Origin of the sequence: Winslowiella toletana (assembly GCF_017875465.1) — a bacterium.
Lineage (GTDB): Bacteria > Pseudomonadota > Gammaproteobacteria > Enterobacterales > Enterobacteriaceae > Erwinia > Erwinia toletana.
Genome location: NZ_JAGGMQ010000002.1, coordinates 123,650 through 135,502 on the forward strand (window position 1 = coordinate 123,650; position 11,853 = coordinate 135,502).

The 11,853-nt window shown below is 48.2% G+C and carries 12 protein-coding genes; 7 read left to right on the forward strand and 5 right to left on the reverse strand.

From position 1 onward, the window contains the following. Positions 1–86: 86 nt before the first annotated feature. Together J2125_RS24805 and J2125_RS24810 are read right to left on the reverse strand one after the other, a co-directional pair. Complete coding sequence (locus J2125_RS24805; RefSeq protein WP_209499585.1) at positions 87–644, reverse strand: GNAT family N-acetyltransferase; 558 nt, start codon at positions 642–644, stop codon at positions 87–89. A gap of 298 nt (positions 645–942) precedes the next feature. After that, complete coding sequence (locus J2125_RS24810) at positions 943–1,437, reverse strand: GNAT family N-acetyltransferase (protein WP_209499586.1); 495 nt, start codon at positions 1,435–1,437, stop codon at positions 943–945. Positions 1,438–1,676: 239 nt separating this feature from the next. On the opposite strand from J2125_RS24810, the gene J2125_RS24815 reads away from it, so the two are divergent. Then, a complete protein-coding gene (locus J2125_RS24815; RefSeq protein ID WP_209499587.1) occupies positions 1,677–2,279 on the forward strand; it encodes a LysE family translocator in 603 nt (200 codons plus the stop codon). An 88-nt stretch (positions 2,280–2,367) separates the two neighbouring features. Then, positions 2,368–3,528: an IS30 family transposase gene (locus J2125_RS24820; RefSeq protein WP_034947353.1), complete on the forward strand. Its 1,161-nt coding sequence runs from the start codon at positions 2,368–2,370 to the stop codon at positions 3,526–3,528. 114 nt (positions 3,529–3,642) lie between these two features. On the opposite strand, the gene J2125_RS24825 is transcribed toward J2125_RS24820, so the two are convergent. Continuing rightward, positions 3,643–4,842 carry an MFS transporter gene (locus J2125_RS24825; RefSeq protein ID WP_209499588.1) on the reverse strand — a complete coding sequence of 400 codons (1,200 nt, stop codon included), beginning with the start codon at positions 4,840–4,842 and terminating at the stop codon, positions 3,643–3,645. Between the two features lie 712 nt (positions 4,843–5,554). Between J2125_RS24825 and J2125_RS24830 the strand changes: the two genes are divergently transcribed. The 5 genes from J2125_RS24830 (at position 5,555) to J2125_RS24850 (ending at position 10,590) form a co-directional block, all read left to right on the forward strand. Then, the gene (locus tag J2125_RS24830) at positions 5,555–6,196 is read left to right on the forward strand and encodes a hypothetical protein (RefSeq protein ID WP_209499589.1); all 642 of its coding nucleotides are present in this window, start codon (positions 5,555–5,557) and stop codon (positions 6,194–6,196) included. Positions 6,197–6,261: 65 nt separating this feature from the next. Continuing rightward, positions 6,262–7,143: a phytanoyl-CoA dioxygenase family protein gene (locus J2125_RS24835; RefSeq protein WP_209499590.1), complete on the forward strand. Its 882-nt coding sequence runs from the start codon at positions 6,262–6,264 to the stop codon at positions 7,141–7,143. A 22-nt stretch (positions 7,144–7,165) separates the two neighbouring features. Then, complete coding sequence (locus J2125_RS24840; RefSeq protein ID WP_209499591.1) at positions 7,166–8,149, forward strand: phytanoyl-CoA dioxygenase family protein; 984 nt, start codon at positions 7,166–7,168, stop codon at positions 8,147–8,149. A 9-nt stretch (positions 8,150–8,158) separates the two neighbouring features. Then, the gene (locus J2125_RS24845; protein ID WP_209499592.1) at positions 8,159–9,802 is read left to right on the forward strand and encodes a B12-binding domain-containing radical SAM protein; all 1,644 of its coding nucleotides are present in this window, start codon (positions 8,159–8,161) and stop codon (positions 9,800–9,802) included. Then, on the forward strand, positions 9,799–10,590 hold the full coding sequence (locus J2125_RS24850) for a TylF/MycF/NovP-related O-methyltransferase (protein ID WP_209499593.1): 792 nt from the start codon (positions 9,799–9,801) through the stop codon (positions 10,588–10,590). Before J2125_RS24845 ends, J2125_RS24850 begins: the two co-directional genes overlap by 4 nt. A gap of 6 nt (positions 10,591–10,596) precedes the next feature. Here J2125_RS24850 and tyrS read toward each other — a convergent pair whose 3' ends face one another. Continuing rightward, the gene (gene tyrS / locus J2125_RS24855; RefSeq protein ID WP_338116595.1) at positions 10,597–11,631 is read right to left on the reverse strand and encodes a tyrosine--tRNA ligase; all 1,035 of its coding nucleotides are present in this window, start codon (positions 11,629–11,631) and stop codon (positions 10,597–10,599) included. Further along, positions 11,583–11,798 carry a hypothetical protein gene (locus J2125_RS25100; protein ID WP_244987373.1) on the reverse strand — a complete coding sequence of 72 codons (216 nt, stop codon included), beginning with the start codon at positions 11,796–11,798 and terminating at the stop codon, positions 11,583–11,585. The genes tyrS and J2125_RS25100 overlap by 49 nt, the downstream gene beginning before the upstream one ends. Positions 11,799–11,853 lie beyond the last annotated feature (55 nt).

The following is an 11,853-nucleotide window of genomic DNA, read 5'->3' on the forward strand; positions in this document are numbered from 1 at the left end:
TCCGCTTATGGCACAGAGCGGACCGTTATTGTTGAATATCCGCCTGTACTAAAGAGCGGACGTTGTAGCTTCAGGCCACGGTATGATCAGCGGCTGTATTTATAAATGAAGGTATCGTCAATCACTCCCGCGCTGTCCAGTCGATCAGAAGCTAATATGGCTTCTGGTTTGAACCCACATTTTAATGCAACAGACTGACTGCGTACGTTACGTCTGGCAGTACGAATTTCTATTCTTTTAGCGTTAAAAAAGTCCGAGGCTATTTTTGTAGCCAGCTTGCATGCTTCAGGCATTATGCCTTTGCCCATCGCATCCGTGGCTAGCCAGTAGCCGATCTCGAAATAAGGAATAGCTCGATTCCTTATGAATAAGCTTATACAACCTAGTAGCTCATCTGACCTACGATCAATAATTAAAAACTTATACTCTTCTTTATCATTCAGGAAATTATCTGCTGCATCCAGCATATTACCCCTGACTGAAGAAAACGAATGAAAGCCAGGAGACCAGAGCAGAAACTCATGGTGAAACGAACTGAATTCATTGAGTTTACCTTGCATTTCTTCTGAGCGACTCAGGTCTGGAGCCGTCAGATAAAAACGGTCGTGTTGCAATAAATAAGCAGGAATTTCATCAATATGCATCTTTACCGTTCCGTTTATACAGGCTTTTTAATTACTTAACACACACCGGCAAAAAATGCATCCGGTTTATTTAGCTCAGGCCCTTGAAAAAATGGATTACGCAATGACCAATGGGAGCAATACACAGCTAAAAGTATTACTGAAAACGTTTAATCTAACGGGTGGGTAACAAGGTCCGCTTCTGGCACAAAGCGGACGCTAACACCGCCTCTTTGTCTGCTATGAGCGAACAGCGGACATTGACTAATTGGGGCTGGATTTTTTCACATTAAACATCCTATCCCGATTATGAATCAGCCTATGTATCTCGTCTCATCAGGAATTCGTCATGAAACACTCCATCAACGCATAGCGCATCGGCATCAGTCGCCCACTTTTTGAACCCGAAGGAACGATAAAGCGCATACGCGGCCCGGTTAGTTGTAACCACTGACAGTTTCACGGTTTTTGCTGAACTGGCGGCTTCCAGCGCCGCATCCATTAATTTTGATGAAAGCCCAGAACCTCTATTACCGGCGCGAACATACATTCCCCAGATATTCGCCACATGACTCAACTTTAGTAACGAGTGGCTGCTAACCCCAATCATGCCCTGTAAGGAGTTGTTAGCATCAAAACCACCGAAAACATGACTTGTCAGCAGCTGTTCGGCAAAGAACTGCATTGGCTTCTGACTGCATTCGCCGTAGGACGCGCCAAAGGCTTCTGGATGAAGGCGCAAAGCCTCCAGCCTCAATTTCCTGAAATCGTCCAGATCGCTTTCAATTATGCGTCGTACTGTGAATGCTTCCACTAATGGGCTCCTTACTCTTCCAGATTTGCATTGTCAGAACCTAATTAAACTAGCATAAGAGTTCATGTGAAATTTCCGCTTCTGGCACGTAGCTGTCTACAGTAACATTTTCAGTCTGCTATGAGCGAAGAGCGGACTTTTTTGGCAAAGATTTATATATTCCAATTGCTTTAAATATCACTTTCTGGCGAAGCGCCTTTATGGAAATCAAGTAGAGCATCAATTAATATCCAAAACCTATGGAAATAAACCTTTATGGCTTTATGCCAGCACTACTCCCTGTTGCACTGTCCCCCGGAGCAAGCTTCACTCTTGTTATGAATGGAGCTCTGGCAGGCGGTTACAAAGGACTATTCAGAACGCTTGCCGGAACAGCCTTGGGTATATACACACATGCGGTTCTCATAGGGCTAAGTATAACCGCTGTGATCATCTCGTCTCCAGCAACTTTTGCGGTGTTGAAAGTTTTCGGAACCGCCTATCTGCTCTGGTTAGGAGCAATGCTCATCCGCAGCGGGATAAGGTCAAATGCCAGCGGGCTTGCTGTTACGAAACATTCGGTGACTTTAAGAGAGGCTTGGATAGCTAATATTTTGAATCCTAAAGCCATTATTTTTTATCTGACAGTCGTTTCGCAGTTCGCAGGGATACAGGGGGGCGTCTACAACTATCTGACATTGGCAACAGTACATGTCGTGGTCATGAGCGTTTGGCTTGTCGCTGTCAGTCAGACACTTATATTTTCAGTAAAAAAAACAAATCCATTAATGCTCAAAAAATACGTCAACATTGCCGGCGGGCTGTTGCTCATTGCTTTTACTCTGCACAGCCTGACCCAGTAACTCATCACCTTTAGCAAAAATGTCCGCTTCTGGCTGTGAGTTCAATGGCTCGATGCAACGCTATCCTTAATCAAGGGGGGACGTTGTCATGAAACGAAGAACTCGGATTAACTACACGCCAGAGCAGAAGGCGATTATCTGGGACAGATATAAGCAAGGTGATTCTCTGCATGATATCGCCAGAATGTTCGACAGATTTCATTCTTCCATCATGCCCACAATCCACCAGACAGGGGGCTACCGTCCTCCCGTTCGAAAGCGGCATCGATTAGCGCTTACGCTTGATGAAAGAGAGGAGATCTCCAGAGGACTGGTAGCAAAACTCAGTATCAGGGACATTGCTGCCAACTTATCAAGAGCACCCTCAACGATTAGCCGCGAGGTCAGGAGGCACGGAGGTGCCAAGCAATACCGTGCAGCAAAAGCCGATACTGCTGCGTGGGAAAATGCTCTGAGACCAAAACCTTGCAAGCTAATTGAAAGCCCCACATTGTGTAAAATCATTGCAGAGAAGATGCATCAGGACTGGTCGCCGGAACAGATCGCCGGTTGGCTGAAACGCTGTTATCCGGATAATCAGGAAATGCATGTGTCACACGAAACGATTTATAAAACGCTTTTTATACAAACCCGGGGGGCATTAAAAAAAGAGCTGCAGCAATGCCTCAGAAGCGGAAGAGCGGTTCGTAGATCCCGAACGTCATCACTTAAAGGGAAAGGGTTAGGGAAAATCCCGAATGCGATACCTATCAGCGAAAGGCCACCGGAAGCCTCAGACAGAGCCATCCCTGGTCACTGGGAAGGTGATCTGATCCAGGGCTCGAAAAACTCCTATATTATCACCCTCGTAGAACGCCATTCCCGCTTTGTTATGTTAGCCAAAATCAGGGACAACAAGACCATAACGGTTATATCTGCACTCATCAGACAAGCCCGGGAATTACCTGTTGAGCTATATAAAACATTAACCTGGGATCGGGGAGCTGAAATGACCAGCCACACCCGGTTTACTGTAGCAACAGACATCCAGATTTACTTCTGTGATCCTCAATCTCCCTGGCAACGTGGCTCAAATGAAAATACGAACAGGTTGCTAAGACAATATTTTCCAAAGGGAACTGACTTATCGGTTCACAGTCAGCAGAGACTAAACAGCGTTGCCAGACAGCTCAACGAAAGACCGAGAAAAACGCTAGACTATGAATCACCCGCAGAACGGTTCAATAAGTGTGTTGCGTCCATCAGTTGAACTCACAGCACAAAGCGGACGTTGAACAGGCTAATGTCCGCTATGAGCGAAAAGCGGAAGTTACTTGTGGTCATAATTGTCTAATAGGCAGAATAGCCGTGTCCTCACTTATTATCACAATACGTCTGAACGTGCGAGGCTGACCCGCGTAATGATAAAGCAGCTCAGAAGAACGCCAACAGCAAGCATGATGAAGGGAGACATGCCTGAGAGTGCACTGAACATAAATCCCATTACAAGCGGACTTAGTGCCGCGCCAGTGGCGCCCAGGTTTTGTACGGAAAAATAGTTGCCTCTGGATGATGGTGGTGCCAGATAATCAGTCATTATAAACAGCGCAGGGACGTAGATTACCTCACCAAAAGCGAAAAAGAACATTCCTATGCACCAGATAACAATGCGGTCGCCGGCATAAAAAAACAACGTCAGGCCCAGAATAAAACAAGCCGTACCGGTGGCTATAAAAAGGTGAAGATTTTTTTTGCTGAGCAGCCTTACCGTAAAGTGCTGAAAGATCATGACAGTTGCAGCGTTAACAAACATCATCAGCGCAATGATATGAGAAACAGTCTCCTGTGAATACATTTTAATCATAAATTGCGACAGGTATGCGATCGGATTGCCATATACAAACGCGCCCAGAAACGAGGCCATAGTTAACCAAATTAAAGGAAGGTTATTATTCTGACCTGTTGAGTGTATACCGGCGTCATTATGACGCTCAGCAGGACGAAATGTCAGACCGGATAATGTGCGGGCACTCACAATAAGAATTATCACAGGAATAATGGAAATCAGGGCAGCTAAATAAAAGATCGCCTGCATGGCCGTTTGTTGCACCAGAGCACCCAGCAGAGGCCCGATGGCCCAGCCCACATTCACCGCCAGATAGTTAGATGAAAAATAACGTCTTTTATAAGTTTCGTTAGTCTGATTGGCAAAAAAAACCTTGAGTAAGATCTCATAACACGAATAAAATAAATTTAAACAGATAAGAAACATTGCGAAAGAAAGCATTTTATCAGTTTTAGAAATCAATATTAATGAAAACAAAAAACCCAGGTTGAGGGAAAGTAAAACGGAATAGCCATTTTTCAGAGAAGCCAGTTTGCCTGAATATAAACTGATGATAATTCCAGCGACAGAACTGACAGTCAGCACTATCCCCGATATGGTGATATCCCTCTCAAAAACAGCAGCGATATAAACTACTATATATGGGAGTACGCACCCCCGGGCCACGGTTAATAAAAAAGAGTTGAGAATAAAGAAAACGGCTATCCTATCTTTTTTGCTAATCTCGCTTACTGCCATCACTGCTTTCCCCGCTTATAGTTTTTTTTGTATAAGGCTGTCCATCACAAAAGCCATAAATAAGTCCGGTACTCTGATACAGAGAAAGAATCACGCTGAAAAAGTTAATGCCTGCCCGGTGTTTAAGAGCAGAACCAGAGGTGGATCCATATTCAGGTTCATCTTGACTGTTCATAGCAGATTCTCACATTGAAAAGCTGTAAACCGATCGGCCTGTATCTTTCCAACAACTGGCGCTGATCATGAAGATTAACTCATGTTTTTTAGCTTGAGTATGAAGCAATTACAAGCAGAAAGCTTAACCTTTGTGAATTTCCTTAAAGAGGAAAAATATTCATAATTTATAAAAAACAATGAGTTACATAGAAAGCATTTTTTGCCAATACCTCTTATTTCTGCAGGGGCTGTTATATCTTTCTGATCAGCAAAGATAAGTTTCCCATCATATAAAAAACATACTATTAACAAAAATTACTGTTTTTAAATACATATTGACACTCGCGCATTAACAAAGTTACTTAGAACTGGTTTCCGGAAACTTGATTTCTTTATCTGACCTCATAAGACCATTACACGGTCTTTGCCCAGGACAGTCTGCCGTTATGTCTGTGGCCGGAAAACGCTGTTAAGTTGCATAACATCTGTAAACGTAATCTGTCTCATTATCCATTACCGAAATCCCTTTTTGGACATGTCGTTTAGGAGAAGAAATATGCATAACGTTACCAGTCAGTCATCAACCTCATCAAACGTCATTAACGCAGCCATCGTTAGCCAGAATGAACTCAGCCGAATTGCAGAAAATGCAGATGCCATTCGTGCGAAAGCGATGGAACTCACTGATTCATGGGAAGGGGTCATGTTTGCCTTACCCCCAGGCGATTTAGAAAAAATGGCATTGGCGCTGGGATTTACACCGGATGTGGCTGAGAAAATCCACCAGGAAATTCGCTCACTCGCCTATGCTAAAACCCAGTCCCTCACCGGACCGGCCGCAATTGCCACTTACCATGCTTCAGACGTCAGCTTATTGGCACTAAGAGGCGTAACGGATTTCGACAACGCCCTGTCTCATGTCAGTGATACAAACCTGCAGCAGCTGCTGAATGATAACCAGGAGACCTTCCAGCGTATTCGTGATGCGCTGCCTGAGCATGCTGCGCGCATGAACTTCAAACCTGAAACGGCATCCGCGGTACTGGCTTCGCTGGGTGCGAAGGTGTCGCCTGAACTGCTCTATGAGCTTTGCCCGAAATACGGCACTACCACTGTGGTTGATCTTGAAGGTCGCAAAGGCGTTACCACTGAATTTATTCGCTGCGTCACGCTGACCCTCGGCAGTACGATTTCCTGATAAAACAGGTTGTGAGCTGGTCGCCCTGACCGGCTCACCGTTTAATCCGGGTCAGGAGAACAACAATGTTAAGTATGGCACTCCCTCAGACACTCTTACACACCCGTGAATACAGGCAGAACGGCTATATGCTGGTCGATTCCCTGTTTGATTCGCAAGAAATTGTACAAATCAAAGCTGTGATCGAAGAACTTGTGCAATCTGCGGAACGCACCGGGCAATATGACAGTTTACTGGAATTTGAAAAGGAGCCAGTTGATGGCAGGCGCATTCCGCGCCGTATCTTCAACCCTTTTGAGCAGCATGAAGCCTTCCGAAACTTAGCCACCTCAGACAAAATCCTGGATTACGTCCGCAGTTTACTTGGCCCGGACATCGCACTTCAGCACAGCAAACTTAACATGAAACCCAGAAAAGTCGGGGCCGTGGTGGAATGGCATCAGGACTATACCTACTTCCCGCACTCCAACGATAGTTTGGTAGGCGTTCTGATATATCTTGATGACGCATGTGAGGAAAATGGATGCCTGCAGGTCCTGAGTGGTCAGCATCACAGGACGTTCAATCACGCGTTGCCGGATGGCAGCTTTGCAGGCATGATCACCGAAACGATCGATGAGGCCCAGCATGGTCCTGTCATAAGTCTGCCAGCCGGTGCGGGCAGCGCTATTTTTCTGCACCCTTTTACACCTCACCGCTCTTCGACCAATATCTCTGACTCCCCCAGAAGCACCTTAATTTTTGAATACCGAGCAGCGGATGCCTTTCCGCTCTACACCGGTAGCCAACTGGTCGGGATGGAACGCTTAACGCACCACCTCTGCGGCGAAAAAAAACGGACCGCCAGATTCGGGGGGCCAGAGCCAGAAATTTATACCCCGAAAGACTTTCCTAAATCCCTCTATGAGCTTCAGGATGCCTCGCGCAGCGAGATGAAGACAAAATAAATGACGTACAGGTGGAACAGATATGGTGCATTCAACGTGGGACAGTCTGGCGACAGATTATGAAATGCAGGGATTTGCAGTACTGCGAAACGTGTTTTCCCCTGCGGCGGTCATGGGCCCCGTAATGGCTGGCTACAGTCGGCATTGTGACGAACTGGCGAAACAGTGGCTGGAAGCTGCCGTGATTACCGATTACGATGCGAATGAGACACCGGAGAACAAGATGCTATCGCTCATGCAGCAAACCGATGGCAACTGTTTCCAGCATCTTGATATTACGTTGCCCGTTGAAGACAAAATTACTCACGATTCTCCCCTCTATCTCGATGTTAGCATTTTCAATCTGCTGCGAAATGCAGAACTGCTGGATGCCATTGAAAAAATCATCGGCCCTGAAATTTACTCAGTCCCCGTCCAGCATATGCGTATTAAACCGCCGCAGAAGAACATTTCTGATGAGACGCAGAGCCATACGCTGACGCTGACCGGAAAAACGTTCTGGCACCAAGACCTGGCCGTGGTTACCCCGGATGCAGATAACACAAACATGCTCGGCGTATGGCTCGCGGTGAATGAAGCCACCGTTGAAAATGGTTGTCTGATTGTTGTGCCCGGTAGCCACAAGCAGGGGCTGGTGCATCACTGTGATAAGCCTCATTTGCAGGGGATTCCCGATACGCTCGTCGGGGAAGCGTTCCTGGCACTGCCTGTAAGCCCAGGTGATGTCATCTTCCTGCATCCTTTGACCATGCACGCCTCCCTCGCGAATGTCAGTAACGGCGGACGCTGGAGCTTTGACCTGCGCTATTGTCCGGCGGGAGAGCCCACAGGAAGAGAATGGTTTCCAGGGTTCCTGGCGCGAAGCAGGGCGATGCCTGGGGCGGTGATGCAGGATCACCACCAGTGGGTCAGTGAGTGGTTTAATGCCCGTTCGCAATTAGCTGGTCAGCCACATCCTAAATTTGACCGCTGGGACAAAAACGACCGCAGCCCGCTGTGCGCCTAGGAGGCCAACATGCTGGATATCTCGCTACTCAAAAATGGACGCTTCTCGGTAAACGGGGGAGCGCCTCGGCTTGCCCTTGTGCACCACGGTTTCAGAACCACTCAGATGGGGGCGGCCGACAAGCGGCAGGATAAATTTGCGGCCCGGTATGCATCGCTGGGTTTGCTAAATCTTGCCCGGTCCGCACAGGTGGATTTTGAACGGGGGCGAATTCCTTTTGAACCTGATATTAAATATTTCGATGAAGACAATTATGCGGATGACGCCGCACTCGCAGCGGCCATTTCCGACTGGCTCAAACCGGCCGCTGCGCGGTTTGTACTGGTCAGCCTTTATTCCCTGGCGTTCGAAAGAACGCGCGCGATGATTGGCCTGATGGATGCGAGTGAGCACTGCATCATGGTGGGGGGGGCACATCCGACGGTTGCACCTGAAATTGATTTTGCGCACCTCGTTGTACGCGGAGAAGGGGGTGGCGCGCTCAGGCATATACTAAGTCATTTTCTGGAACCAGGATTTGGCGTAGGGGAAGAGGCGCGCGGGATCTGTTTCAAAGCTGACGGCAAAACCACCATGGGCGACACCGTTTTTGACAAATCCATTGCTGATATACCTTCCCCTGCCTTTGCGTATGAGCTCATACAGGATGATACCAGTCTGGCCGGGGAATCACGTGAGCGTTGGTGGAAAGCCGTGGGCATTTCGCAGCAGATTTACATTTGCACTCAGAGTTGCCGGGCCCGCTGTACCTTCTGCTCTACCTATCTGATCCATGGTAAGCTTGTTTCGCGGCCGGTGGATCTGATTGAGGGAGACATCAGGCACCTGATTGGTTTTGGCAACGACTCTATTCAGTTTCATGATGACGATCTCCTGCAACACGAGCAACTGGATGAGTTGCTCGAGATGCTCGCCGGCTATGACATGGTGTGGACTTGCAATGCACGTTCTGAAGTCATGAATGCCGGACTTGCTGCCAGGATGTACCGTGCCGGGTGCCGAAAAGTCTTTCTGGGCCTGGAGTCAATGGATCAGCGAAGCCTGGACTATTACAACAAAGCCACCACGGTGGAAATGAACATCAATGCCGTCAACGTTCTTGATGCGGCCGGCATTGGCGTTGTCTGCGGCTACATAATTGGTGCACCACACGATACTGTGGCCAGTATTCTGGAAGATTTAGACCGCGTGCTACAGTTGCCCATTTTCTTCCTGGCCACCGCCATCCTTACGCCTGACATTGGCACAACCGAATATAAAAGGGCCCTTAGGCGCATCCCACTGCTTCAGGAACTGGGTGACGGTGGCACGAAGCTGAACATCCGTCCCCGTCCCGATCTTTTTGGTACCTCAGCACCTTATGGCCTGCCTACGGTATCTGATGCCGTAACCAAGGATCAGCTTAATGAACTGTATGCGCTGGTAAACTGTGAGTTTATCCTCCGCCCTGAGCTCATTGAGCGGGTCAACCACTACGTCTATCCATCCCGGCGGGAAGAAGCCTTATCCTGGTGCGCCCTGCAGCGTAATAGAATTCGGGAGCTCGCCAGTACCGCAACTCTACCAGAGGTGCGAACGCGTGCTCAGAAACTGTCGGCCTATGTTGAAGCTCAGGGACTTTTTTCGGAATATGACATGAAGGACTCTGCATGAATAACGAGCCATCATTACCCTACCAGGCCTACTTTCCTGAGGAAATCCAGGCCATGTTGCGTGAAGGGTTTGATCCCCACGCAAACCTGGTCGAACGTTTCCTGAAGGATCCATCCGTGCGCTGCTCCTTAGAGGAGAAGCAAGCCTTTATTGAACAGCATTATCTGATAACCAAAGCGCTGATCAGTCCGCACAGTACGCAGGATATCATCGCCTTTGCCACCGAGATTTTATCCCTTCCCGATACCCTGGAGGGGTGCATCATTGAAGCCGGGTGTTATAAAGGATCCAGCACGGCGAAGTTCAGTATCGCTGCTGGACTCGCGGGAAGGCAGCTTGTGGTGTTTGATTCCTTTCTAGGACTGCCTGCACATAATGAAAAGCACGGCATGAGCATTGAAGGGCGTGAGGTTATTTTTCAGGAAGGCGATTTCAGCGGGTCTCTTGAGGAAGTCAGACGCAACGTGGCCACTTACGGAGATATCGGCGCCTGCACCTTTGTTCCGGGGTGGTTTGAAGACACGATGAAAACCTGCCCATCACCCGTTGCCGCTGCGTATCTGGATGTGGACCTTCTGCTCTCAACGCGACAGTGTCTGGCTGCTATCTATCCCAGATTGGTACCGGGAGGGAGTATTTACTCACAGGATGGACACCTGCCTTTGATACTTGGACTTCTCGAGGACAGAAACTTCTGGGAAACGGAACTGGGGTCTGCATGCCCCTATCTTGAGGGAATACGAAAAGGGAAGCTGGTGAAAATCACCAAGCCGCCCTACGGTGTCTGACCCAGCCTAGCAGATAATGTACCGGTGACGTTTACCCACCCACAAAAGCGTGCCTTTGGCCGGAACAAGAGTGAGCTGTTCATCAGTTTGCTTTTCCTGGTTAATCCGAACCGCTCCAGAACGGATGAGACGCCTGAGCTCAGAACGACTGACATCGAGGATGGCCCGGCTGCAGAGATCAAGCAAGCTGATGTTCGACGTATCGCTGATGTAAAGGGGCTCATGGTCCTCCTCTGCTGGACAATGCTGCTGGAAGACGCGCTGGAAATGGGCTTTAGCACGTTCTGCCGCCTCCACGTCGTAATATTCACTGACCAGCGTGTGTGCCAGAGTTATTTTCAGCGTCATGGGGTGGAGACCGCTGCCGCGCTTGGCCAGCAGGCGACTAACAGACTCATCCGGGAGGTTTGTTGCAAGATGAAAATAATCTGGCACCAGCGTGTCAGGCAGTGACATCACCTTGCCAAACATGTCTTCGGGGCTGTCCATGAGCGCAATATAGTTATTTTTTGATTTGCTCATTTTATCCTGCCCATCGAGACCCGGCAGAAGGGGTAATGTAATGACTGCCTGGCCTGGCATACCGAAGGTTTCCTGCAGGGACCGACCGACCAGATTATTAAACAGCTGATCGGTTCCACCAAGTTCGATATCAGAGTTGATCATGACAGAATCATATCCCTGTAAAACAGGATAGAGGAGTTCATGCAGATGCACCGGAGAAGATGACTGGAATCTTTGTTTAAAATCGTCACGTTGCATCATCTGCGCTAAAGTCACGCGGGAAACGAGTTTAATAATGTCTGCAAACTGCATCGCATTAAACCATTCCGAATTTCGGCGAACTTCGATCCGCGTGATATCCAGTATTTTACCCAACTGATCGATATAAGTCTGACTGTTTCTGACGATATCGTCCTCTCCAAGTGGAGGGCGCAGTTTATTCCGTCCAGTAGGGTCTCCGATGGACGCAGTAAAATCACCAATAATGATTACAATGCGATGTCCTGCATCCTGAAACTGCCGGAGTTTACGAAGCACAACAGCATGCCCAGATGTAGGTCAGGCGCAGTAGGGTCAAATCCCAATTTGATTACGAGGCGGCGACCTTCTTTCAGCGCTGTAAGCAATTTTGCCTGCAGACCATCACCTGGCTCCATGATAGCCACGTTTTTACACAGCATGTCAGTTACAGCGTTAATATCCATGTAGGCACCGTCAAATGTTCAACATGTGTTCACCATATTTATGAGCACGCTATCT

What these genes read in the sequence shown, in the direction of transcription:
- J2125_RS24805 (WP_209499585.1), bottom strand. Translation starts at nt 644, where the DNA reads ATGCATATTGATGAAATTCCTGCTTATTTATTGCAACACGACCGTTTT.
- J2125_RS24815 (WP_209499587.1), top strand. Translation starts at nt 1,677, where the DNA reads ATGGAAATAAACCTTTATGGCTTTATGCCAGCACTACTCCCTGTTGCA.
- J2125_RS24820 (WP_034947353.1), top strand. Translation starts at nt 2,368, where the DNA reads ATGAAACGAAGAACTCGGATTAACTACACGCCAGAGCAGAAGGCGATT.
- J2125_RS24825 (WP_209499588.1), bottom strand. Translation starts at nt 4,842, where the DNA reads ATGGCAGTAAGCGAGATTAGCAAAAAAGATAGGATAGCCGTTTTCTTT.
- J2125_RS24830 (WP_209499589.1), top strand. Translation starts at nt 5,555, where the DNA reads ATGCATAACGTTACCAGTCAGTCATCAACCTCATCAAACGTCATTAAC.
- J2125_RS24835 (WP_209499590.1), top strand. Translation starts at nt 6,262, where the DNA reads ATGTTAAGTATGGCACTCCCTCAGACACTCTTACACACCCGTGAATAC.
- J2125_RS24840 (WP_209499591.1), top strand. Translation starts at nt 7,166, where the DNA reads ATGGTGCATTCAACGTGGGACAGTCTGGCGACAGATTATGAAATGCAG.
- J2125_RS24845 (WP_209499592.1), top strand. Translation starts at nt 8,159, where the DNA reads ATGCTGGATATCTCGCTACTCAAAAATGGACGCTTCTCGGTAAACGGG.
- J2125_RS24850 (WP_209499593.1), top strand. Translation starts at nt 9,799, where the DNA reads ATGAATAACGAGCCATCATTACCCTACCAGGCCTACTTTCCTGAGGAA.
- J2125_RS25100 (WP_244987373.1), bottom strand. Translation starts at nt 11,798, where the DNA reads ATGGATATTAACGCTGTAACTGACATGCTGTGTAAAAACGTGGCTATC.